Consider the following 23,453-nt stretch of genomic DNA (forward strand, 5'->3'; position numbering starts at 1 on the left):
AGGGGCGGGGCGGGCTAGGCACAGGCGGAGGCACGATGTCCGGTACCGGTACGGCGGACCGTACGACCGAGGAGGGAACAGGCGGCCTGCGGCGCAGCCTGGGCTTCCGGGACCTCGTCGTCTACGGCCTGCTGTTCATCGCTCCCATGGCCCCGGTCGGCGTCTACGGCACCCTGGACGCCAAGTCGCACGGGGCGGTCGCCCTCGTCTACGTCGTCGCCACCGTGGCGATGGCGTTCACCGCTTTCAGCTACGCCCAGATGGTGCGGGTCGTGCCGCAGGCGGGGTCGGTGTTCGCCTACGCGCGCGCGGGGCTCGGCCGGCAGGCCGGGTTCGTGGCGGGCTGGATGGCGATGCTGGACTACCTCCTCATCCCCGCCGTGGCGTACCTGTTCTCCGGTATCGCGATGAACTCGCTGGTGCCGGAGGTGTCGCGCTGGGTGTGGACGGCGCTGGCGGTGGTCCTCACGACGCTGCTGAACCTGTGGGGGGTGCGGGCGGCGGCCCGGGTGGGCTTCCTGGTGCTGGCCATGGAGATCGTGGTCCTGCTGGTCTTCGTGGTGTCCGCGGTCGTCGTCCTCGCGCGGGACGGGGCCGGGCGGGGCTGGCTGTCGCCGCTGTCCGGGGACGGCACCCAGGGCGCGTTCGCGCTGTCGGCGGTGCTCGGCGCGGTCTCGGTCGCCGTCCTGTCGTACCTGGGCTTCGACGCGATCGCCTCCTTCGCGGAGGAGGTCACCGGCGGCTCGGAGAAGGTCGCGCGCGCGGTGCTGTTCTGCCTGGCCCTTGCGGGCCTGCTGTTCGTGGCCCAGACCTACCTGGTGGCCCTCCTGGACCCGACGGCCTCGGCCGAGTTCGCGGCCGATCCGGCCAGGCAGGGCTCCGCCTTCTACGACGCCGTCGACTCCGCGGTCGGCACCTGGCTGCACGACCTGGTGGCCGTCAGCAAGGCCGTCGGCGCGGCCTTCGCGGCGCTGGCGGGACAGGCGGCGGCCGGGCGGCTGCTGTTCGCGATGGGCCGCGACCGGCGGCTGCCGCGCGTGCTGGCGAGGACGGACTCCGGCGTCCCGCGCGTGGCCCTGCTGTGCGCGGCCGTCATCACCCTGGTCGCCGCGGTGTGGGCGGCACGCCGGGGCGACGGCATGGACCACCTGGTGTCCGTGGTCGACATCGGCGCCCTGACAGCCTTCACGCTCCTGCACGCGAGCGTGGTGGGCTGGTTCGCGGTCCGCCGACGCGGCGGGCCGGTGATCTGGTGGCGCCATGTGCTGGTACCGGTCGCCGGAGCGGCGATCACCGTGGCCGTGATCGTGGAGGCGTCGGGGGCGGCGCAGGTGGTGGGCGCGGTGTGGCTGGCGGCGGGGCTGGGGGTACTGGTCGCGCAGCGCGGGCGGTAGGCGGCCCGGTCCGGGTGCCCGGGTGCGGGCACGGGGGTTCGGTGCCGGTCGTCGGCGGTGTTTCCCGCGGCGCCGGTCGCCCGGCGCAGGCGACGGGGCGTGGTGGAGCCGGTGGTTGCCGGGCGGTGACGGTCCGTTGTCGTACGCGGCCGTTACGCTCGCGGCATGGCTGTGAACTCGACCCCCGAAACGCCCCTGCCCGTCGGCGAGGTGTCGCGCCTCATCGGCGGCTGGATCGACCGGCTCGGCGCCGTGTGGGTCGAGGGGCAGATCACCCAGCTCTCCCGGCGTCCCGGCGCGGGGGTCGTGTTCCTCACGCTGCGCGATCCGTCGTACGACATCTCGGTGAGCGTGACCTGTTTCCGCCAGGTCTTCGACGACGTCGCCGATGTCGTCGGCGAGGGCGCCCGGGTGGTCGTACTGGCGAAGCCGGAGTGGTACGCGCCGCGGGGCCAGCTCTCGCTGCGGGCCGCCGAGATAAGGCCGGTCGGGGTCGGCGAGCTGCTGGCCCGGCTGGAGGCGCTGAAGAAGTCCCTGGCGGCGGAGGGGCTGTTCGCGCCGGAGCGCAAGAAGCCGCTGCCGTTCCTGCCGCAGCTCATCGGGCTGGTCTGCGGCCGGGCCTCGGCCGCCGAGCGGGACGTCCTGGAGAACGCCCGGCACCGCTGGCCCGCCGTCCGCTTCGAGGTGCGCAACGTCCCGGTGCAGGGGGTGCACGCCGTCCCGCAGGTGGTGCAGGCGGTCAAGGAGCTCGACGCGCAGGACGACGTGGACGTGATCATCGTGGCGCGCGGCGGGGGCAGTGTGGAGGACCTGCTGCCGTTCTCCGACGAGCAGCTGGTGCGGGCGGTCGCGTCCTGCCGTACGCCGGTGGTGTCGGCGATCGGCCACGAACCGGACACCCCGCTGCTCGACTACGTCGCCGACCTGCGGGCCTCCACGCCCACGGACGCGGCCAAGAAGGTCGTCCCGGACGTGGGCGAGGAGTACGAACGGGTGCGGGCGCTGCGGGACCGCGCGCGGCGGTGTGTCGAGTCCTTCCTCCAGCGGGAGGAGCGGGGCCTCGCGCACGCGCTCGCGCGGCCGTCGATAGAGGATCCGCACCGGATGATCGACGAACGCGCCGACCACGTGGCTTCCTTGACCGACCGCGCCCGCCGCACCCTGGGCCATCTGCTGGACCGCGCCGACTCCGAGCTGACGCACACCCGCGCGCGCGTGGTGGCCCTCTCCCCCGCCGCGACCCTCCAGCGCGGGTACGCCGTCCTGCAGAAGTCCGACGGGCACGTGGTGCGGGCGCCGGACGAGGTGGGGGCGGAGGAGACCCTGCGGGCGCGGGTCGCCGAGGGTGAGTTCACTGTCCGAGTCGATGCGTAGGGTGGGCGGATGACCAGCAAGGTGGCGGAAGAGGCGCTCGGGTACGAGCAGGCGCGGGACGAGCTGATCGAGGTCGTACGACGGCTGGAGGCGGGCGGCACCACACTCGAGGAGTCCCTCGCGCTCTGGGAGCGGGGCGAGGAGCTGGCCAAGGTGTGCCGGCGGTGGCTGGACGGAGCGCGGGCGCGGCTGGACGCGGCCCTGGCGGAGGAGTCGGAGGACGGCGAGGGCGACTCCGAGTAGCGGCGCGGCCGGGCAGAGGGGACCGGTGATCTGTGAAGCGGATCACCACGCCCGCTCTTTAGTTGAATGTTGAACTTCACAGAGGTACGGTCGGAGACGTCAACCGGTCCACGGTCCGTTTACGGGACCGACGTACACCCCGAGAAGGTTCCACCATGTCTCTCGTTCTTGACCCCGCCGCCCAGGACCTGCTGTTCCGCGAGGCCCGTACCGCGAACACCTTCACCGACGAGCCGGTGACCGACGAGCAGGTCCAGGCGATCTACGACCTGGTCAAGTACGGCCCCACCTCCATGAACCAGTCGCCGCTGCGCGTCACCCTGGTCCGCTCCCCCGAGGCCCGCGAGCGCCTCGTGCAGCACATGGCCGAGGGCAACCGGAAGAAGACCGCCGCCGCCCCGCTGGTCGCGATCCTCTCCGCGGACAACGAGTTCCACGAGGAACTGCCGCAGCTCTTCCCGCACTTCCCGCAGGCCAAGGACGTCTTCTTCGGCGAGCGCTCGGCGCGCGAGGGCAGCGCCAACCTGAACGCCGCCCTCCAGGCCGCGTACTTCATCATCGGCGTCCGCGCCGCGGGGCTCGCCGCCGGCCCGATGACCGGTCTGGACTTCGAGGGCGTCCGCAAGGAGTTCCTGGACGACGACCACACCCCGCTGATGGTCGTCAACATCGGCAAGCCCGGCGAGGACGCCTGGTACCCGCGCTCCCCGCGCCTGGCGTACGAGGACGTCGTCACCACCGTCTGAGGGGGCCGACCGCACGGGAGGGGCCCGGCCGCCTGGCGGCCGGGCCCCTCCCGTCGGCACCTCATGCCATCTTGAGGGACTTCGCCATCTCGGTGAGCTGGGCCAGCGAGCCCGTGCCCGCGACCACCGTCGTCGCACCGTCGCCCTGGTGCACGAGGGCGTCGTACCGGCCGCCCGTGTACCGCGTCCAGGTACGGCCCGCGATCTCCCGGGTCTGCTTCGTCGCCTCGCCGCCCTGGCTGGCCTCGTCGATGAACTCCGACGGCTTCTGAGTCGACTGCTCGATCTGCACGTACTGACCGCCGGGGGCGTTGAAGCCCAGGTGCCAGGCGTCGAACCGGTCGCCCCGGAAGCGCACCGAGGTGGCCTTCCAGTCGGCCGGCAGCCCCTCGGGCGCGGCCACCGGGTAGGAGGCCGCGCGGCGGGCCGTGAGCAGCTCGACGCGGTAGTCGACCTTCTTGATGTCGGGAGCGGAGTCGTCGTGCGGGATGAACACGTAGATGACCGCCGCCGCGATCCCGATGAGGCCCAGGGACAGAATCATGTCCCGGACCGTCTTCTGCTTGCCGTTCGAACCTGCCACGCCCTCTATCGTCGCAGGTGCCCGGTCCGCTCATCCGTGGGGTCCCCTGCTCATTTTGTCGGACTGACGATAGAGTCGACGGTCGAACCCTCATCCGGCCGTCGTCGTATCAGAAAGGTGCGCTCCGATGACCGAGCATCATCATCTGCCGTCCGAACTCGAGGTCCCCTCCGAGGCCCCCGACCGCAACCTCGCCCTGGAGCTCGTCCGGGTGACCGAAGCCGCCGCGATGGCCGCGGGCCGCTGGGTCGGGCGGGGCGAGAAGAACGGCGCCGACGGCGCCGCGGTGCGCGCCATGCGATCCCTGGTCTCCACCGTGTCGATGAACGGCGTCGTCGTCATCGGGGAGGGAGAGAAGGACGAGGCCCCGATGCTCTTCAACGGGGAGCGCGTGGGCGACGGGACCGGCCCCGAGTGCGACATCGCCGTCGACCCGATCGACGGGACCACGCTGACGGCCAAGGGCATGCCGAACGCGATCGCGGTGCTGGCCGCCGCGGACCGGGGCTCGATGTTCGACCCGTCCGCCGTGTTCTACATGGACAAGCTGGTCACGGGACCGGAGGCCGCGGACTTCGTCGACATCAACGCGCCGGTCTCCGTGAACATCCGGCGGGTCGCCAAGGCCAAGCGCTCCACCCCGGAGGACGTGACCGTCGTCATCCTCGACCGGCCCCGGCACGAAGGGATCATCAAGGAGATCCGGGAGGCGGGGGCGCGGATCAAGCTGATCTCCGACGGTGACGTGGCCGGCTCGATCTACGCGCTGCGCGAGGGCACCGGCGTCGACATGCTGCTGGGCATCGGCGGCACGCCCGAGGGGATCATCTCGGCCTGTGCCGTGAAGTGCCTCGGGGGCACGATCCAGGGCAAGCTGTGGCCGAAGGACGACGAGGAGCGGGCGCGGGCGGTCGACGCCGGGCACGACCTGGACCGGGTGCTGACGACCGACGACCTGGTGTCCGGGGAGAACGTCTTCTTCGTGGCCACGGGCATCACCGACGGCGAGCTGCTGCGGGGCGTGCGGTACCGGTCGGAGACCGCGACCACCGACTCGATCGTGATGCGGTCGAAGTCGGGGACGGTGCGGCGGATCGACTCGGAGCACCGGCTCAGCAAGCTGCGGGCCTACAGCGCGATCGACTTCGACCGGGCCAAGTAGCTCCGCCGTTCTGGAGCATGGGCGGGTGCGGGTGCGTGGGGGCTGATCGCGCGGTTCCCCGCGCCCCTGGGGAGTCACCTCACCCTACGAGAAGAGCACAGCCGAAAGGACGTCCCCGGTGCGGCGGGGGCGCCCTTTTCGGGTTCTGCGGCCCCTCAGCCCGCCTGGGCTATGCGGGGCGCCCGCGCCGTCTTCGCGAGCTCCAGGTCGCGGCGCCTGCGCCGGGCCAGGACCACGCGGCGCTCCGCCGCGGTGAGGCCGCCCCAGACGCCGTAGGGCTCGGGCTGGAGCAGGGCGTGTTCGCGGCACTCGACCATGACCGGACAGCGGGCACAGACGCGCTTCGCGGCCTCCTCGCGGGAGAGCCTGGCAGCGGTGGGTTCCTTGGACGGAGCGAAGAACAGGCCGGCCTCGTCGCGCCGGCACACCGCCTCGGTGTGCCATGGAGCGTCTTGGTCCCTGTCCCGCACTGGCACCCGCTGGGCCGGAACGGCAGCTACCTGCAGGGACGAATGCGGCGGTTGCAGCACGGTCTACTCCTGACGACGGCTTCGCGAGCGAGCGACGATGCAGCAAGCCCTACCCGCTGTGCGCGCGCCTATGCACTGAGTCCCCAACCGCTGGATTCCGGGCGTTCGTGTGCTCTTCCGAGGCCGGGCCGGCTCGGATTCCGCCGATGCGGACCCTCCCGGATTCACAACCGTCAACGATCCAGGTGTCTGCGCAAACTCTTGTCGACCTTGCGATCGACCGCGCGCTGAACGCGGTCGAGAATGTCCGCGACGAGCTTGCCCCGCCTGGGCCTCGCGTCGACGCTGCCGAGGACCGCCCAGCCGTCGACGTACACCACGGGTGCGTCGACGTCCGGCGAGTCGAGCGTGTCCACCTGGAAGTCGCCGAGGACACCGACGCCGGTGCCGCGCAGCGAGACGTTCTCCGGGACACGCACCTCGACGCTGCCGAACACCGAGAACGCCTTGATGACGACCTGGCGGTACTCGAAGATCGCCTCGCTGAGGTCTATCTCGACGCTGCCGAAGACCGCGTAGGCGTGGATGCGGCGGCCCGCGCGCCAGCGGCCCTTGCGGACGGCGGCGCTGAAGACCGCCACCACGTTGTCGTCCGGGTCCGGGGGGATCGCGTCGGTCGGGCGGTTGGGGGCCGGGGTCCAGGCGGGGGCGGCACGCCGCTCGTGGGCCGCCGGCAGGTCCCGTATGAAGACCTCCAGCTCGCCGACCGTCTTGGCGCTCAGCACCCCCTCGACCCGCTCGGCGTGCTCGTCCGCGGTGAGGCGGCCCTCGGCCAGGGCCTCGCGCAGGATGTCGGCGATACGGTCACGGTCGGCGTCCGAGGCACGCAGGTCGGCCACCGCGGGGGCGGGGCCCGCGTGCTTCTTGAGGTCCGGCTTCTGAAGGTCCACGGCAGCAGCGTACCCAAACGCGATAGATCGCGACTAGGGCTGTGGACAACTCTTGGCCCGCCGACTGAGCCCTACCTCACAAGCTTCCGTCCTTGGACAGGTTCTAGGCTGGTGAGGCCCGCCAACGGAGGCGGGTGATCGACCCGCAGAGTGAGGAATGGGCTGAGATGCCTGAGTTCGCGTACACCGATCTGCTCCCCATGGGAGAGGACACCACCCCCTATCGGCTGGTGACCTCCGAGGGTGTCTCCACCTTCGAGGCCGACGGGCGGACCTTCCTCAAGGTGGAGCCGGAGGCGCTGCGCAAGCTCGCCGAGGAGGCCATCCACGACATCCAGCACTACCTGCGGCCGGCGCACCTCGCCCAGTTGCGGCGGATCATCGACGACCCGGAGGCGTCCAGCAACGACAAGTTCGTGGCGCTGGACCTGCTGAAGAACGCGAACATCGCGGCGGCGGGCGTGCTGCCGATGTGCCAGGACACCGGCACGGCGATCGTCATGGGCAAGCGCGGGCAGAACGTGCTCACGTCGGGCGGCGACGAAGAGGCCCTCTCGCGCGGTATCTACGACGCCTACCTGAACCTCAACCTGCGCTACTCGCAGATGGCCCCGCTGACCATGTGGGACGAGAAGAACACCGGCTCGAACCTGCCCGCGCAGATCGAGCTGTACGCCACCGACGGCGGTGCGTACAAGTTCCTGTTCATGGCGAAGGGCGGCGGCTCCGCCAACAAGTCCTTCCTGTACCAGGAGACGAAGGCCGTCCTGAACGAGGCCTCCATGATGAAGTTCCTGGAGGAGAAGATCCGTTCGCTCGGTACGGCCGCCTGTCCGCCGTACCACCTGGCGATCGTGGTCGGCGGCACGTCCGCCGAGTACGCGCTGAAGACCGCGAAGTACGCCTCCGCGCACTACCTGGACGAGATTCCCACCGAGGGCTCGGAGCTCGGGCACGGCTTCCGGGACAAGGAGCTGGAGGAGAAGGTCTTCGAGCTGACGCAGAGGATCGGGATCGGGGCGCAGTTCGGCGGCAAGTACTTCTGCCACGACGTGCGCGTGGTGCGGCTGCCGCGGCACGGGGCGTCCTGCCCGGTCGCCATCGCCGTGTCCTGCTCGGCCGACCGGCAGGCCGTCGCGAAGATCACCGCCGAGGGCGTGTTCCTGGAGCAGCTGGAGACGGACCCGGCGCGGTTCCTGCCGGAGACGACGGACGAGCACCTCGACTCCGACGGCGACGTCGTCAAGATCGACCTCAACCAGCCGATGGACGACATCCTCGCGGAGCTCACCAAGTACCCGGTGAAGACGCGGCTCTCGCTGACCGGGCCGCTCGTGGTCGCGCGTGACATCGCGCACGCCAAGATCAAGGAGCGGCTGGACGCGGGCGAGGAGATGCCGCAGTACCTGAAGGACCACCCGGTGTACTACGCCGGCCCGGCCAAGACCCCCGAGGGCTACGCCTCCGGCTCGTTCGGTCCGACGACGGCCGGCCGCATGGACTCCTACGTCGAGCAGTTCCAGGCGGCGGGCGGCTCCAAGGTGATGCTGGCCAAGGGCAACCGCAGCAAGCAGGTCACCGACGCGTGCGGTACGCACGGCGGCTTCTACCTCGGCTCCATCGGCGGCCCCGCCGCGCGGCTCGCCCAGGACTGCATCAAGAAGGTCGAGGTCGTCGAGTACGAGGAGCTCGGCATGGAGGCGGTCTGGAAGATCGAGGTCGAGGACTTCCCGGCGTTCATCGTGGTCGACGACAAGGGCAACGACTTCTTCCAGGACCCGGCCCCGGCTCCGACGTTCACGTCGATTCCGGTTAGGGGACCCGGGCTGGCGTAGCGGCACGGGGGCGGCGGGGTGGGGTCCCGCCTCCGCCGCCCTTGCCCGTCCTGCCTCCGGTGGGTGGTGCTGCTTCGCCCCGGCGGACCTCCACGACGGGCCCTGTGAGCGGTCGCGTTGTCGAAGGTCTCGGGGAACGGATCTCGCCCCCGCCGCCCCTACCCGTCCCATCCCCCAGGGGCTGCCGCCCCTTCGACCCCGCAAGGCGTAAGCCCGGTGGGGTGGTGCGGTCTGCGAACGGTCCAGAAACCGCCGCTTCCGGGGCCGGAGAGGAGTTTCCGGTTCCTCGACGAGCGAGCGGGTCGCCGTCCCAGGCGGCTCGGCGGAGACCCGGTTTCGGGGGCCGGAGCCAAGGGTGACCGCTTCCTCGATGCGCCGCCCCCCCGTTCGGCTTCCGCACTGCGTGCCGCGCACGACCAGGTCGACGTCCGCCATGCCCTACGGGCAGCCCAGCCCCGCCGAGCACCCGCAGCCCAGCCCCGGACCAGACGGCCCCGCCGAAACCGGGCTCCCGCAGCCCACCCCCGGACCACCCACCCCGCACGACCAGGTCCACTCCCCCTGCCCTACGGCAGGTCAGACCCCCAGGTGCCCGCAGCTCAACCCAGCCCCAGCCGAGGCTGCTCCGCCCGGACCGCGTTCCCGAACCACCCGCCCCGCACTGCCAGGTCGACCACGTCCCCCTGCCCTTGGGCGTGGCCCCTCCGGGCACCCGTGGGGCAGCCCTCGGCCGGTAGGGCCGGGTTTCCGGGGGCGTGCGTGCGGCAGGAATAGGTGCCACAGGGGCAGACGCTGACCAAGGCGGAGGTGATCGGCAGTGGCCGACGAGCAGCAGGAACAGGCGTTCCGTATCGAGCACGACTCCATGGGCGAGGTCCGGGTGCCGGCGGACGCCAAGTGGCGGGCGCAGACCCAGCGGGCGGTGGAGAACTTCCCGATCTCGGGGCAGCGGATCGAGCGGGCGCACATCGAGGCGCTGGCCCGGATCAAAGGGGCCGCCGCGAAGGTCAACGCGCGGCTGAACGTGCTCGACAAGGACGTCGCCGAGGCCATCCAGGAGGCCGCCGAGGAGGTCGCCGAGGGGAAGTGGGACGCGCACTTCCCGATCGACGTGTTCCAGACCGGGTCCGGCACCTCGTCCAACATGAACACCAACGAGGTCATCGCGACCCTGGCGAGCGAGCGGCTCGGCGACGGCCGTGACGTGCACCCCAACGACCACGTCAACGCCTCGCAGTCCTCCAACGACGTCTTCCCGTCCTCCATCCACATCGCCGCCACCGCTGCCGTCACCCGGGATCTCGTCCCCGCGCTCCAGCACCTCGCCGACGCCCTCACCCGCAAGTCCGAGGAGTTCGCGGACGTCGTCAAGTCGGGGCGGACGCATCTGATGGACGCCACGCCGGTCACGCTCGGGCAGGAGTTCGGCGGCTACGCGGCGCAGGTGCGGTACGGCATCGAGCGACTGGAGGCCTCCCTGCCCCGGCTCGCCGAGCTGCCGCTGGGCGGTACCGCCGTCGGCACCGGCATCAACACCCCGCCCGGCTTCTCCGCCGCCGTGATCGAGGAGGTCGCCCGCACCACCGGGCTGCCGCTCACCGAGGCGCGGGACCACTTCGAGGCCCAGGGCGCCCGGGACGGGATCGTCGAGACCAGCGGGCAGCTCAGAACCATCGCCGTCGGACTGACGAAGATCGCCAACGATCTGCGGTGGATGTCCTCCGGGCCGAGGACGGGCCTGGCCGAGATCTCGCTCCCCGACCTCCAGCCCGGCTCGTCGATCATGCCCGGCAAGGTCAACCCGGTGATCCCGGAGGCGGTACTCATGGTCGCGGCCCAGGTCATCGGGAACGACGCCACCGTCGCGACCGCCGGCGCGGCCGGGAACTTCGAGCTCAACGTCATGCTGCCGGTCATCGCGAAGAACGTCCTGGAGTCGATCCGGCTGCTCGCCAACGCCTCCCGGCTGCTCGCCGACCGGACCGTCGACGGCATCGTCGCCCACCGCGAACGGGCCCGGGAGTACGCCGAGTCCTCGCCCTCCGTGGTCACCCCGCTCAACAAGTACATCGGGTACGAGGAGGCCGCCAAGGTCGCCAAGAAGGCCCTCGCGGAACAGAAGACGATTCGCCAGGTCGTGCTGGAGGGCGGGTACGTCGAGCGCGGTGATCTGACGGCCGGACAACTCGACGAGGCGCTCGATGTCCTGCGGATGACACGGCCGTAACCTTTCCCGGCGCCGGCGTGAACCGTGACGCGTACCGCAGCGTCGTATGCCTATGGCACCTAATATCTGTGCATGGCAGACGGTGGAGCGGTGAGAGCGGTGGAAGCGGGTACGTCGGCGCGTTTCTGGGAGCCCGGGAGTCAGATCCTGTGGCGCTACCGGGAGAACGCGGGCGCGCACTTCCACATCGCCCGCCCCGTCACCGTCGTACGCGACGACGAGGACCTGCTCGCCGTGTGGCTGGCACCGGGCACCGAGTGCGTGCGGCCGGTGCTGGCCGACGGCACTCCGGTGCACGCCGAGCCGCTGGAGTCCCGTTACACCAAGCCGCGTTCGGTCCGGCGGGACCGCTGGTTCGGCACCGGCGTGCTCAAGCTGGCGCGGCCGGGGCTGCCGTGGTCGGTGTGGCTGTTCTGGGAGCCGGGCTGGCGGTTCAAGAACTGGTACGTGAACCTGGAGGAGCCGCTGGCGCGTTGGGCCGGGGGTGTGGATTCCGAGGACCACTTCCTGGACATCACCGTGGATCCGGACGGCGGCTGGCAGTGGCGGGACGAGGACGAGTTCGCGCAGGCCCAGCGGGACGGGCTGATGGACCCCGACCTGGCGGAACGGGTCAGATCGGCGGGTCGCGGTGCGGTGGAGGTGATCCGCGCCTGGGGCCCGCCGTTCTCGGACGGCTGGCCCGACTGGCGCCCCGATCCGTCCTGGACCGTGCCGCTCCTTCCGGAAGACTGGGACCGTACGCCCGCGCACTTGTCCTCATGAGACCCTTGATGCGCCCCCGGGCTGCAAACGTAGGATCGTCCTCCGCAAGAGCGCGCAGCGGCAACTACCGGAGCGGGCACTGGGCTTGACCGATCGTCACCGAGGGGCGGCAGGACGTGAGCGTGGGGTACGAGGGCAACACCGGTACGGGCCGCGGAAGGTTGACCGAAAACGCAGGAACAGCCCCTGACCTCGCGGGAATTCCGTTCCTGGGACACGCATTCCGGGTATCGGGATTTCGGCGGGACCCACTGCGCGTACGGCGCGCAGCCCCGGACGGACGGATTCGACACGCGTGACGGAGCACCCGACCTCCTTCGAACGCCCCCAGGCGGGCGTCAACCCCACGGACCCCCGCGGGGCGCTCCTGCGTTCCCCGGCGCAGCCGCCCGCCCACGGCGAGGCGCCGACCGCTTTACCCGTTCAGGCCCGCTCCGGTGACTCCGCCCCGGAAGCGGCACCCGTCGTCCAGGCCGGCAACAGCACGACTGGCAAGACCGGCAAGACCGGCAACAACAAGGACATGGGCATGAACCCGGCCGGTACCGGCCCCGAGCACTCCCAGCCGGCCGCCGCGGAGCCGGACACGCACCGTCCCCGGCCCTTCCCCGAGGGTGTTCCGATCCAGCCCGGCGGTGAGGACGAGCGGCTCTCCCAGAGCGGCGACGAACGCCGTACCGGACAAGGACTGCCCCCGGGCCGGCCCACGCCCATGCGGCGCGACGGCGACCGGCTGCGCTTCGTGGGCGCGGCGACCCGGCGGATCGCCCGGGGCATCGACCTGGACGAGATCGTGATGGGTCTGTGCCGGGCGACCGTGCCGACCTTCTCGGACGCGATCCTGGTCTACCTGCGCGATCCGCTGCCCGTCGGCGACGAGCGGCCCACCGGCCCGCTCGTGCTGCGGCTGCGGCGCAGCGACCGCATCCCGCAGCAGGAGCGGGACCTGGAGGACGGCATCCTGCCGGTGCCGGTGCCGGAGAACCCGACCGAGCTGGACGCGCTCGGCACCGAACTGTGCGAGGTGCAGCCCGGCAGCGCCCTCGCGGAGGTGCTGCGCGGGGTGCGCCCGGTCTTCACGGACACTCCCGCGGCCCATGCCGCGCTTCCGGAACTGCTCGGCGAGGGCTGCGAGTTCGCCGTACCGTCCGGCCGGCGGGCGATCCTCGCCCCGCTGCGCGGCCGGCGCCGGGTGATCGGCGCGGCCCTGTTCCTGCGCCGCCCGGACCGCATCCCCTTCGACCCGGACGACCTGCTCGTCGCCGCCCAGCTCGCCACGCACAGCGCGCTGGGCATCGACAAGGCGGTCCTCTACGGCCGTGAGGCGTACATCGCCGACGAGCTCCAGCGCACCATGCTGCCCGAGACGCTCCCGCGGCCGACCGGCGTACGGCTGGCCTCGCGCTATCTGCCGGCCGCCGAGACGGCCCGGGTGGGCGGTGACTGGTACGACGCGATCCCGCTGCCCGGCAGCCGGGTCGCGCTGGTCGTGGGTGACGTCATGGGCCACTCCATGACCTCCGCGGCGATCATGGGCCAGCTCCGGACGACCGCGCAGACCCTCGCCGGTCTCGACCTGCCCCCGCAGGAGGTGCTGCACCACCTCGACGAGCAGGCCCAGCGGCTCGGCACGGACCGCATGGCGACCTGCCTCTACGCCGTCTACGACCCGGTCTCGCACCGCATCACCATCGCCAACGCCGGTCATCCGCCTCCGGTGCTGCTGCATCTGGGCGGCCGGGCCGAGGTGCTCCGGGTGCCGCCGGGCGCGCCGATCGGTGTCGGCGGCGTCGACTTCGAGGCCGTGGAACTGGACGCGCCGGCCGGGGCGACGCTGCTGCTGTACACCGACGGGCTCGTCGAGTCCCGCCTCAGGGACGTGTGGACCGGGATAGAGCAGCTGCGGGAGAAGCTCGCCGCGACCGCGCAGCTGACGGGGCCGGATCATCCGCCGCCGCTGGAGGCGCTGTGCGACGAGGTGCTCGACATGCTCGGTCCCGGCGACCGGGACGACGACATCGCGCTGCTCGCGGCCCGCTTCGACGGGATCGCGCCCAGTGATGTGGCGTACTGGTTCCTGGAGCCGGAGGACGCGGCCCCGGGCCGTGCCCGGCGGCTCGCGCGGCGGGCGCTGTCCCGGTGGGGCATGGAGGATCTGACCGACTCCGTCGAGCTGCTGGTCAGTGAGGTCGTGACGAACGCCGTGCGGTACGCGACGCGTCCGGTGACGCTCCGGTTGCTGCGGACCGACGTGCTGCGGTGCGAGGTCGGGGACGACGTGCCGCAGTTGCCGCGTCTGCGGCAGGCCCGGGCCACCGACGAGGGCGGGCGCGGGCTCTACCTCGTCAACCGGCTCGCCCGGCGCTGGGGCGCCACCCGGCTGAGCACCGGCAAGGTGGTGTGGTTCGAGCTCAACAGGGGCTAGGGAACGCTCAACAGGGGTTAGGAAACGAGAGAGGGCGCCCGGTGCTCACCGGGCGCCCTCTCTTCGTCGCTACTGGTCCTCGTCGGCCGGGTCGAACGGGTTCAGCGGTGAGGTCGACGACTCGGCGGGAGTGCTCACCTCACCGGTCGGCGGGGACTGCGACGGCGTCTCGGACGGGGTCTCCGACGGAGTCTCCGAAGGCGTCTCCGAGGGGGTTTCCGAAGGCGTCTCCGAGGGGGTTTCCGACGGAGTCCGCGACGGGGTTTCCGACACGGTCGGGGTCCAGGTCGGCTGGACCGCGGCGCCCTGGTCGGTGTCCAGGTCGAACTTGGTGTTCTTCCCCGCCACCCCGAAGGTGTACGCCGCCCAGATCTGCGCCGGGAACCCACCGCCGTTGACGCGGTCCAGTCCCGCGGTCTTGTACAGCTTGGTCTGGGCGCCGGTCTTGGCGTCCTCGCCGAACAGGCCGACCGAGGTGACCAGGTCCGGGGTGTAGCCGGTGAACCAGGCCGAGAGGTTGTCGTCGGAGGTACCGGTCTTGCCGGCGACCTTGCGGCCGTCGCGGGCCGGGTTCTCCGCCACGGACACCTTCGCCGTACCGTCGGCGACCACGCCGGTCAGCACCGAGGTCACGGTGTCGGCGGCCTCGCGGCTGATCACCTGCTCGCCGACCGGGTCGGGCAGCTGCATCTCGGTGCCGCCCTGCTCGGCCGACTTGATGATGCTCGGCGTGACCTGCTTGCCGTGGTTGTCGAGGGTGGCGTAGACGCCGGCCATCTGGAGGGGGCTCGCGCCCATGGTGCCCAGGGTGTAGGCGGGCAGCGCCTTGAGCTTGCCGGTGTCCATGCCGAGCTTGGTGGCCGTCGCCAGCACCTTGTCCATGCCGACGTCCACGCCCATCTGCGCGAAGACGGAGTTGATGGACTTGTTCATCGCCGTCTGGACGGTGACCTGCTTGCCGTAGTCCTGGTCGTCCTCGTTCTCGGGGGCGAAACCGACCTTGTTGCCGTTGCCGTCCAGGACCTGGCGCTTGCTGGTGCCGTCGTAGATCGTGTCGGCGCCGATCGGCTTGCCGCTCGCGGTCTCGGAGTTGTTCTCCAGGGCGGCGGCGAGGATGACCGGCTTGAACGTCGACGCGGGCTGGTAGTCGGTGCGGTTGGCGTTGCTGATGTAGTGCTTGGTGTAGTCCTGGCCGCCGTACAGGGCGACGATCTTCCCCGTCCTGGGATCGACGGAGACGGCGCCGGCCTGGACGTTCTTGTCCACCGGGCGCTTCTTCGGGTCCAGCTTGCTGATCAGCTGGGTCTTGACGGACTTCTCGAGCGCGGCCTGCTTCTTCTTGTCGATGTTCAGGGTGATGGTCCACCCCGAGTTCTCGACCCGGGCCTCGGCCTCGTCCTGGGTGATGCCCTGCGTCTTGACGAGCTGCTTCTCGAGCTGCTGGTTGGCGAGCTTGACCAGGTAGCCCTTCTGGCCCTCGAGACCGGGGGCGGGCTTGGGCGCCTTGGGCACCGGGAACTTCATGGCCTCGCGCTCGGCCTTGTCCAGCCAGCCCTGCTCGACCATGTTGTCCAGCACGTAGTTCCAGCGGGCCTGCACCAGCCTCTTGCCGGTCGGGCTGGCGACCGCCCAGTCGTACTGGCTGGGGGCCTGGAGCAGCGCGGCGAGGTAAGCGCCCTGCTCGACGCTGAGCTTCTTGGCGTCGACGCGGTAGTAGTCCTGGGCGGCGGCCTGGATGCCGTAGGCGCCGCGGCCGTAGTAGCTGGTGTTGATGTAGCCCGCGAGGATCTTGTCCTTGGGCGTCGTGCGGTCCACCTTCAACGAGATGACCAGTTCCCGCAGCTTGCGGGTGACGGTCTGGTCCTGGTCGAGGTAGTAGTTCTTGACGTACTGCTGGGTGATGGTGGAGCCACCCTGCTTGCCCTTGCCGGACAGGGTGTTGAGCAGACCGCGGGCGGTGCCCTTGAGGTCGACGCCGGAGTCCGTGTAGAAGGTCTTGTTCTCCGCGGCCACGAAGGTGCGCTGGACCTCCTTGGGCACCTCGGAGAGGTCCACGATCTCGCGGTTGGTGTCGCCGACGCGGGCCATGACCGAGCCGTCGCTGTACTCGTAGATGTTGCTCTGCTTCTGGGCGGCCGCGTTGCCCTTGGGCACGTCGATCATCATGTACATCACGAGGAAGGCGCCGATGCCGAGCAGGCAGAAGCCGAAGAAGGCGCCGAGGAGCTTCTTCCAGGTGAAGAACCGGCGTATGCCGCTCTTCCCCTTCTTCGCACCCTTCTTGCCGCGCGCCGCCTGGCGCGCGGCGGCCCTCCCGCCCGGCGCGGTGCCCTCGCTCGGCGTGCCGGACGAGCGCGTGGGCGGCGCCGCGCGGCGGCCACCGCGCTGACGTGCTCTTCTCTCTTCCGCTCGTCCCATGGGTCGACTCGCTCCGCTTCCTCATCGGCGGCCACACAGGTTCGTGGCACAGGTCAGCTCAGAAAGCTAACACCGGTCTATATGACACAGGGGCCTCGATCCGGCCCATGACGGGCGTGAGAATCAGCACCCGCCTCCTCGGAACCAGACCTCCGAGGGGGCGTCAAGGTTGCCACCACGGGGTAAAGTGCTATCACTTAGCTAGAGCTGCGATAGCTGCTCGTGTGCTTTCGAGAGATGGGGGACCCCTGTGGCCATGGACGAATCGGTACCCGACATGCCCGCCCCGCGCGTGCGGGAGTTCGCCGCGCACAGCATCGGCGGTGCGCTGGCCCTGCTGCTGGGCCTGGCCGGGCTGCTGCTCGCCGTCTTCCTGTTCGCGGCGAGCGGGGAGAGCCCCGGCTTCGCCGTCGGCGGGGTCCTCGTGCTGATCGCCGCGCTCATCTCGCTGCGCGGCCTGAACACGGTCGCGCCGGGCGAGGCCCGGGTCGTCCAGCTCTTCGGGCGCTACAAGGGCACCATCCGCCAGGACGGCCTGCGCTGGGTGAACCCCTTCACCTCCCGGACCAAGGTCTCCACCCGAGTCCGCAACCACGAGACCGCCGTCCTCAAGGTCAACGACGCCTACGGCAACCCGATCGAGCTCGCAGCGGTCGTGGTGTGGAAGGTCGAGGACACCGCGCAGGCCACCTTCGAGGTGGACAACTTCGTGAAGTTCGTCGCCACCCAGACCGAGACCGCGGTCCGGCACATCGCCATCGAGTACCCCTACGACGCCCACGAGGAGGACGGGCTCTCGCTGCGCGGCAACGCCGACGAGATCACCCAGAAGCTCGCGACCGAACTGCACGCGCGCGTGGAGTCGGCCGGCGTGCAGATCATCGAGTCCCGCTTCACCCACCTCGCCTACGCGCCGGAGATCGCCTCGGCGATGCTCCAGCGGCAGCAGGCCGGCGCGGTCGTCGCGGCCCGGCGGCAGATCGTGGAGGGCGCGGTCGGCATGGTCGAGGAGGCGCTCGCCCGGATCACCGAGCGGGACATCGTGGAGCTGGACGAGGAGCGCAAGGCGGCGATGGTGTCCAACCTGATGGTGGTGCTGTGCGGCGACCGCGCCCCGCAGCCGGTCCTCAACACCGGGACGCTCTACCAGTGACGGCACCTTCCGCACCTTCCGAGGGCGGCCCCCCCGAGCGACGGCCTCAGCAGCGCAAGCAGGTGCTGCTGAGGCTCGACCCGCTGGTGTACGAGGCGCTGGCGCGGTGGGCCGGGGACGAGCTGCGGTCGGCGAACGCCCAGATCGAGTTCCTGCTGCGCAGGGCCCTGAAGGAGGCCGGCCGGCTGCCCGGCGACACCGGACCGCTGCCGCGCCGGGGCCGGCCGCCCAAGGACGCCAGGGACAGCGAGGGCACCGAGGGCACCGGCGACGCGTAGAGCGGACGTAGCAGAACCGTGACAATCGGCCCTCACCTGCGGCTGCTCACGCCCTGACACCCCTCTACACACTCCGCGTATACATGCTGGGTATACACCGCGTGTACAGTCCTTCCCATGTCCATCGGTCACACCCTCCTAGGGCTCCTGGAGTCCGGGCCCCGCCACGGCTACGACCTCAAGCGGGCCTTCGACGAGAAGTTCGGTCACGACCGGCCGCTGCACTACGGCCAGGTCTACTCGACGATGTCGCGACTGCTGAAGAACGGACTCGTCGAAGTCGACGGGATCGAGCCCGGCGGCGGCCCCGAGCGCAAGCGGTACGCCATCACGGACGCCGGGATCACCGACGTGCAGCGGTGGCTCGCCACGCCCGAGAAGCCCGAGCCGTACCTCCAGTCCACGCTGTACACCAAGGTCGTCCTCGCGCTGCTCACGCACCGGGACGCCGGCGACATCGTGGACAACCAGCGCTCCGAGCACCTGCGGATGATGCGCATCCTCACCGATCGCAAGCGCAAGGGCGACCTCGCCGACCAGCTCATCTGCGACCACGCCCTGTTCCATCTCGAAGCGGACCTGCGCTGGCTCGAGCTGACCGCCGCGCGTCTCGACAAGCTCGCGGAGGTGGTGGTCAAGTGACCCCGGCCGGTTCCCTTCTCGTCGCCGACGAGCTGCGCAAGACCTACGGTCCGACCGTCGCCCTCGACGGCGCCCAGTTCTCCATCCACCCCGGCGAGGTCGTCGCCGTCATGGGCCCCTCCGGCTCCGGCAAGTCGACCCTGCTGCACTGTCTCGCCGGGATCGTCACGCCCGACTCCGGCTCGATCATGTACAACGGCCGGGAGATGGCCACGATGAACGACTCCGAGCGCAGCGCCCTGCGCCGCTCCGAGTTCGGCTTCGTCTTCCAGTTCGGCCAGCTCGTCCCCGAGCTGACCTGCGTGGAGAACGTCGCTTTGCCGCTGCGGCTGAACGGCACCCCCCGCAAGGAGGCCGAGAAGGCGGCCCTCGGCTGGATGGAGCGCCTGGAGGTCGACGACCTCAGGAAGAAGCGGCCCGGTGAGGTCTCCGGCGGACAGGGCCAGCGGGTGGCCGTGGCCCGGGCGCTGGTGACCAACCCGCGCGTGCTGTTCGCCGACGAGCCGACCGGCGCCCTCGACTCCCTCAACGGCGAGCGGGTCATGGAGCTGCTCACCGACGCCGCCCGGTCCGCCAACGCGGCCGTCGTCCTCGTCACGCACGAGGCACGGGTGGCCGCCTATTCCGACCGCGAGATCGTCGTACGGGACGGCAAGTCCCGGGACATGGAGCGGGTCGTATGAATGCCGGGCAGTGGTGGCGAGACCTCGCCATGGGGGTCAAGTTCGCCTTCGCCGGCGGACGCGAGGGGTGGGTCCGTGCGCTGCTGACCGCGGTCGGCGTGGGGCTCGGGGTGGCGTTGCTGCTGCTGACCACCGCCCTGCCGAACGCGCTGGCGGTGCGGCACGAGCGGGGGGACGCCCGCGCGGACATCACCTACGGTGAACCGACGCTGAAGAAGGCCGACAACACCCTGCTGTCGGCCAACGCGTCGACCACCTTCCGGGACACGGACGTCCGCGGCCGGGAGATCGAGCCCGAGGGCCCGCGCGCCCCGCTGCCGCCCGGGGTCGGGAAGTTCCCGGCGGCCGGCGAGATGGTCGTCTCCCCCGCGCTGAAGAGCCTGCTGGAGTCGGACGACGGCAAGCTCCTGCGGGAGCGGCTGCCGGACCGGATCGTCGGCACCATCGGCGAGAGCGGACTGATCGGCTCGCACGAACTCGCCTTCTACCGGGGCGCCGAGGGGCTCGCCGCCCAGGGCGTCGACGGGGCCCGGCTCACCCGCATCGACCGGTACGGGAACCCGCAACCGACCGATTCGAACACCGACCCGGTGCTGGTGCTGTTGGTCCTGGTCGTCTTCGTGGTGCTGCTGATGCCGGTCGCCGTGTTCATCACCGCCGCCGTGCGCTTCGGCGGCGAGCGGCGCGACCGGCGGCTCGCGGCCCTCAGACTGGTGGGCGCCGACGGTCGCTCGACCCGGCGGATCGCCGCCGGCGAGGCCCTGGCCGGCTCGGTGCTCGGACTGGTCCTCGGCACCCTGTTCTTCCTGATCGGGCGTGAAGTGGCGGGTTCCGTCGAGGTGTTCGGGCAGAGCGTGTTCCCGAGCTACCTCAACCCCTCGCCACTGCTGGCCCTGCTGGTGGCGGTCACGGTGCCCGCGGCGGCCGTGCTCGTGACGCTGCTCGCCCTGCGGGGCGTGGTCATCGAGCCGCTCGGCGTGGTGCGCACGGCGAAGCCCGAGCGGCGCCGGCTGTGGTGGCGGCTGCTGCTGCCGCTGGCCGGGCTCGGGATGCTGTACCCGATGGTCGGACAGGGCCGCGACGGCGGCGAGTTCAACCAGTACCTCGTCACCGGCGGCGTCATCCTGCTGCTGGTCGGCGTGACCGCGCTGCTGCCGTGGATCGTCGAGGCGGTCGTGGCCCGCCTGGGCGCGGGCGCGCTGTCCTGGCAACTGGCCGTGCGCCGACTCCAGTTGAGCAGCGGTACGGCGGCCCGGATGGTCAACGGCATCGCGGTCGCGGTGGCCGGGGCGATCGCCCTGCAGATGCTGTTCGCCGCCACCGACAGCGAGTACACGACGAGCACCGGCCGTGACGTCTCACTGGCCCACATGCAGGTGCAGCTCCAGGAAGGGGATTCGCTCGCCACCGCCGCCAAGGAGCTCGCCGCGACCAAGGGCGTGCAGCGGACGTACGCCTTCCGGGAGGGGTACGCGGCCGACGGGCCCGGCGAAGAGGCCCGCTGGATCCGGGTGACCGTCGCCGACTGCGCCTCCCTGCGCGAGGTGGCCGCGCTGCCCTCCTGCCACGAGGGCGACAGCTTCGTCGCACGGGGCGGGGACGTCCAGGGCGAGGCCGAGGCCGCGTCCGTGGAGCCCGGACGCAAGTTCTACTTCGAGACCTCAGACGCCCCGGAGAAGACCAAGCTCGTCGCCTGGACCGTGCCGAAGGGCCTCAAGCAGGCCCGGTCCCTGCCGGACCCGACGGGCTACAAGCGCGAGGGTGTCCTGATGACCCCGAGCGCGCTGGGCTCGACGGCCGCGCCGGGGGTGCGCGGGGAGGTCTACGTGCAGCTCGACGAGTCGCTCCCGGACGCGCGGGAGTACGTGCGCAACACGGCGGCCCGTATCAACCCCTTCGAGGAGCCCATGACATGGGCGTCCTTCGAGCGCAACGACCGCTACGAGTCCATCCGCACCGGCCTGTTCGTGGGGGCCGCCTGTGTCCTCGCGCTGATCGGGGCGAGTCTGCTGGTCTCCCAGCTGGAGCAGCTCCGTGAGCGCAAGAAGCTGCTGTCGGCGCTGGTCGCCTTCGGCACCCGGCGCCGCACCCTGACGCTGTCGGTGCTGTGGCAGACGGCGATCCCGATCGCCCTCGGTCTGCTGCTGGCCTCGGCGGTGGGGCTGACGCTGGGCGCGGTCCTGCTGAAGATGACGGACAACGCGGTCCGCGTGGACTGGCCGAGCGTCCTGTCGATGACCGGGGTGGGAGCCGGCGTCGTCCTCGCGGTGACGCTGCTGAGCCTGCCGCCGCTGCTGAGGCTGATGCGGCCGGACGGGCTGCGGACGGAGTAGCCGCCCGCAGCCGGGCGTCCGCTCAGAGGCTGTACTCCTTCACCACCCGCCGGACCTGGGCGAACAGCATGCCGACGTTGACCGATTTACGGCACACCACGACGGCCACGACGTCCTGCTGTTCGACCAGCCGCACGAACAGGTGCGTGAGGTTCTCGCTGTTGACGAGGATCTCCTGGAAGAAGTGGTTGTCGTTGCTGATCCCGCGACGCTCCTTGAAGACGTCCTCGATCATCACGACCGTACGGCCCTGGAACAGGTCGAGCGTCGCACCCGCCAGGAGGTCCAGGACCTCCGGCGGGTGGTTCTCGACCGTCTCGTACGACAGCAGCATGCCCGTGGACATGTCGACCACGCCGGAGGCGACGCAGTCGGGGGCGTCGGTACGGAGGGACTTGACCAGGCCCATCACCTGGTCGGAGAAACCTGTGGCCATGCGCTTCGTCGCCATCCCTTCAGACTCCTTCTGGTGCTTTCCCGGGCGCCTTGTCCGTGAGGATCGAGCCGATCCGGTTCAGCGTCGGCTGGGTCGCCCGGTGCAGGTGGTCCACGTCCATGCCCTCGTCGCCGAGCACGACCATCAGGGCGGTCTCGCCGACGGCGTAGAAGGCGGCGCAGCCGTGGCTGCCGTACGTCACCGTCCGGCGCAGCGTGCCGCGGGCGGTGGCCCCGGCGGTGCGCCGGGCGAGGCCGAGGCCGGCGGCGGCGAGCGCGGCGAGGCCTTCTGGGTCGATGGAGTCGGCGGTGTCGGCCGCGATGAGCAGCCCGTCCGCGGCGGCCAGCGCGGTGTCCGTTATTCCGGTGACCTGTTCGCGCAGTCCGCGCATTTCGAGCGCCAGGGCTTGGTGGTCCATAAAGTCAACTCCCCTGAATCTGTTCGCATCTGATCGGCTTTTTCATCTGGGCGTTCCGTTTCTGAGTCGGAAGAAGTTGCCGGGTTTCCGGCGGGGCAGATCGGTTCTCGCCGGGGACGGGGACGGCTCCACCGCCGGGGGCCTGCGCGGCCGGAGTCCGTCGCCGTCGGGGAGCGGGCGGACCGCGACGGGCGCGGGCGGTCCCGCGCACACCAGGAGCCCTTCGTCGAGCATGCGGGCGACCTCGACGGACACGGTGTACACACCGCGCCCGACCCGGAAGGCGAGGTCGCGGGCGGTACGGCGGCCGTCGGCATGGGTGAGCAGCTCGTGCCGCAGGGTCCCGGACCCGCTGTCCGTGCCCGCACGCACGGGACGTTCCCGGTCGGGATGCACGGGGTGCGGCAGGGAGGCGAGGGCGGTGAGTCTGCGCAGTGCCTCCTGGAGCAGCCGCAGGGGCGGCTCGCCCAGCGGGACCTGCGCGAACGGCTCTGCGGAGGCCCGGCGTTCGCACTCCTCCACCCGACCGGCGGCCAGCGCGAAGGCCGCGTCGTGCAGGGCCAGCGCGCACACCACCCGGAGCTGGGCGGCCCCCGCGTAACCGTGGGCGATCAGCGCGGTGGCCGGCCAGCGCGAGCCGCCGGACTCCCGGACGAGCTCGGCCCACTGCTCGCCGCTGACCCGCCCCGAGCGCAGCAGCAGCGCCTCGGGGCCCGGGGCGCCGGGCGACTCCACGGCGACCACCCGGCCGTCCGCAAAGTGGAAGGTGCCGCCGGGTGTCCCGGTGATCCGCAGCTCTCCGGTGAAGCCGTCACGGCCGCACGCGGCCAGGGCCTGTGCCAGGTGTTCGTGGCCCGACATCACACCCCCCGCCGTCTCGCACACACGCCTGACGCGTAGCGCTGAGGAGGGAAGGTG

Annotated in this window: 21 protein-coding genes; 14 read left to right on the plus strand and 7 right to left on the minus strand. The window is 71.1% G+C overall.

The annotated features are described in order from the left end of the window. Positions 1-35: 35 nt before the first annotated feature. From ACIQJT_RS23260 to ACIQJT_RS23275, 4 genes are all read left to right on the plus strand, one after another. Positions 36-1,394, plus strand: coding sequence for an APC family permease (locus ACIQJT_RS23260; protein ID WP_402646308.1), 1,359 nt, complete (start codon positions 36-38; stop codon positions 1,392-1,394). Between the two features lie 165 nt (positions 1,395-1,559). Continuing rightward, positions 1,560-2,768, plus strand: a complete 1,209-nt coding sequence (gene xseA, locus ACIQJT_RS23265) for an exodeoxyribonuclease VII large subunit (RefSeq protein WP_365455295.1) — start codon at positions 1,560-1,562, stop codon at positions 2,766-2,768. A gap of 9 nt (positions 2,769-2,777) precedes the next feature. Further along, positions 2,778-3,011 carry an exodeoxyribonuclease VII small subunit gene (locus ACIQJT_RS23270; protein WP_031042033.1) on the plus strand — a complete coding sequence of 78 codons (234 nt, stop codon included), beginning with the start codon at positions 2,778-2,780 and terminating at the stop codon, positions 3,009-3,011. Positions 3,012-3,166: 155 nt separating this feature from the next. Next, positions 3,167-3,757: a malonic semialdehyde reductase gene (locus ACIQJT_RS23275; RefSeq protein ID WP_365455298.1), complete on the plus strand. Its 591-nt coding sequence runs from the start codon at positions 3,167-3,169 to the stop codon at positions 3,755-3,757. Positions 3,758-3,818: 61 nt separating this feature from the next. Here the strand turns inward: ACIQJT_RS23275 and ACIQJT_RS23280 are convergent, their stop codons facing one another. Then, the gene (locus ACIQJT_RS23280; protein ID WP_053852822.1) at positions 3,819-4,340 is read right to left on the minus strand and encodes a DUF4245 domain-containing protein; all 522 of its coding nucleotides are present in this window, start codon (positions 4,338-4,340) and stop codon (positions 3,819-3,821) included. A 127-nt stretch (positions 4,341-4,467) separates the two neighbouring features. Between ACIQJT_RS23280 and glpX the strand changes: the two genes are divergently transcribed. Next, positions 4,468-5,502, plus strand: coding sequence for a class II fructose-bisphosphatase (glpX, locus tag ACIQJT_RS23285; protein WP_053852821.1), 1,035 nt, complete (start codon positions 4,468-4,470; stop codon positions 5,500-5,502). Between the two features lie 155 nt (positions 5,503-5,657). Here glpX and ACIQJT_RS23290 read toward each other — a convergent pair whose 3' ends face one another. Beyond that, positions 5,658-6,032 carry a WhiB family transcriptional regulator gene (locus ACIQJT_RS23290; protein ID WP_365455303.1) on the minus strand — a complete coding sequence of 125 codons (375 nt, stop codon included), beginning with the start codon at positions 6,030-6,032 and terminating at the stop codon, positions 5,658-5,660. A 173-nt stretch (positions 6,033-6,205) separates the two neighbouring features. Next, positions 6,206-6,922, minus strand: a complete 717-nt coding sequence (locus tag ACIQJT_RS23295; RefSeq protein WP_365455305.1) for a DUF1707 domain-containing protein — start codon at positions 6,920-6,922, stop codon at positions 6,206-6,208. 167 nt (positions 6,923-7,089) lie between these two features. Here ACIQJT_RS23295 and ACIQJT_RS23300 point away from each other — a divergent pair, with 167 nt between their 5' ends. The 4 genes from ACIQJT_RS23300 to ACIQJT_RS23315 all read left to right on the plus strand — a co-directional run bounded on the left by ACIQJT_RS23300 (position 7,090) and on the right by ACIQJT_RS23315 (position 14,174). Further along, positions 7,090-8,757 (plus strand): fumarate hydratase, encoded by a 1,668-nt coding sequence (locus ACIQJT_RS23300; RefSeq protein ID WP_402646315.1) that lies wholly within the window; start codon positions 7,090-7,092, stop codon positions 8,755-8,757. An 817-nt stretch (positions 8,758-9,574) separates the two neighbouring features. Next, positions 9,575-10,984 (plus strand): class II fumarate hydratase, encoded by a 1,410-nt coding sequence (locus tag ACIQJT_RS23305; RefSeq protein ID WP_402646318.1) that lies wholly within the window; start codon positions 9,575-9,577, stop codon positions 10,982-10,984. A gap of 72 nt (positions 10,985-11,056) precedes the next feature. After that, complete coding sequence (locus ACIQJT_RS23310; protein ID WP_365455314.1) at positions 11,057-11,749, plus strand: DUF402 domain-containing protein; 693 nt, start codon at positions 11,057-11,059, stop codon at positions 11,747-11,749. A 295-nt stretch (positions 11,750-12,044) separates the two neighbouring features. Then, positions 12,045-14,174: a SpoIIE family protein phosphatase gene (locus tag ACIQJT_RS23315; protein ID WP_402646322.1), complete on the plus strand. Its 2,130-nt coding sequence runs from the start codon at positions 12,045-12,047 to the stop codon at positions 14,172-14,174. 69 nt (positions 14,175-14,243) lie between these two features. On the opposite strand, the gene ACIQJT_RS23320 is transcribed toward ACIQJT_RS23315, so the two are convergent. Next, positions 14,244-16,592, minus strand: coding sequence for a transglycosylase domain-containing protein (locus tag ACIQJT_RS23320; protein ID WP_365455320.1), 2,349 nt, complete (start codon positions 16,590-16,592; stop codon positions 14,244-14,246). 256 nt (positions 16,593-16,848) lie between these two features. Here ACIQJT_RS23320 and ACIQJT_RS23325 point away from each other — a divergent pair, with 256 nt between their 5' ends. The 5 genes from ACIQJT_RS23325 (at position 16,849) to ACIQJT_RS23345 (ending at position 21,681) form a co-directional block, all read left to right on the plus strand. Then, on the plus strand, positions 16,849-17,745 hold the full coding sequence (locus ACIQJT_RS23325) for an SPFH domain-containing protein (RefSeq protein ID WP_053851227.1): 897 nt from the start codon (positions 16,849-16,851) through the stop codon (positions 17,743-17,745). Next, positions 17,742-18,023 (plus strand): hypothetical protein, encoded by a 282-nt coding sequence (locus tag ACIQJT_RS23330; RefSeq protein ID WP_402646326.1) that lies wholly within the window; start codon positions 17,742-17,744, stop codon positions 18,021-18,023. Before ACIQJT_RS23325 ends, ACIQJT_RS23330 begins: the two co-directional genes overlap by 4 nt. Before the next feature lie 117 nt (positions 18,024-18,140). After that, positions 18,141-18,665, plus strand: a complete 525-nt coding sequence (locus ACIQJT_RS23335) for a PadR family transcriptional regulator (protein WP_053851225.1) — start codon at positions 18,141-18,143, stop codon at positions 18,663-18,665. Further along, positions 18,662-19,348, plus strand: coding sequence for an ABC transporter ATP-binding protein (locus tag ACIQJT_RS23340; RefSeq protein ID WP_053851224.1), 687 nt, complete (start codon positions 18,662-18,664; stop codon positions 19,346-19,348). Before ACIQJT_RS23335 ends, ACIQJT_RS23340 begins: the two co-directional genes overlap by 4 nt. After that, positions 19,345-21,681, plus strand: coding sequence for an ABC transporter permease (locus ACIQJT_RS23345; RefSeq protein WP_402646330.1), 2,337 nt, complete (start codon positions 19,345-19,347; stop codon positions 21,679-21,681). The genes ACIQJT_RS23340 and ACIQJT_RS23345 overlap by 4 nt, the downstream gene beginning before the upstream one ends. Before the next feature lie 22 nt (positions 21,682-21,703). Here ACIQJT_RS23345 and ACIQJT_RS23350 read toward each other — a convergent pair whose 3' ends face one another. From ACIQJT_RS23350 to ACIQJT_RS23360, 3 genes are read right to left on the minus strand one after another with little or no spacing between them, the layout of a single operon-like run. Continuing rightward, positions 21,704-22,132 (minus strand): hypothetical protein, encoded by a 429-nt coding sequence (locus ACIQJT_RS23350; RefSeq protein ID WP_365455330.1) that lies wholly within the window; start codon positions 22,130-22,132, stop codon positions 21,704-21,706. 4 nt (positions 22,133-22,136) lie between these two features. Next, positions 22,137-22,535, minus strand: a complete 399-nt coding sequence (locus ACIQJT_RS23355; protein ID WP_053851222.1) for a roadblock/LC7 domain-containing protein — start codon at positions 22,533-22,535, stop codon at positions 22,137-22,139. 42 nt (positions 22,536-22,577) lie between these two features. Further along, positions 22,578-23,396 carry a MarR family transcriptional regulator gene (locus ACIQJT_RS23360; RefSeq protein ID WP_402646333.1) on the minus strand — a complete coding sequence of 273 codons (819 nt, stop codon included), beginning with the start codon at positions 23,394-23,396 and terminating at the stop codon, positions 22,578-22,580. Positions 23,397-23,453 lie beyond the last annotated feature (57 nt).

Origin of the sequence: Streptomyces sp. NPDC091972, from assembly GCF_044756385.1 — a bacterium.
In the GTDB taxonomy this organism is placed as follows: Bacteria; Actinomycetota; Actinomycetes; order Streptomycetales; family Streptomycetaceae; genus Streptomyces.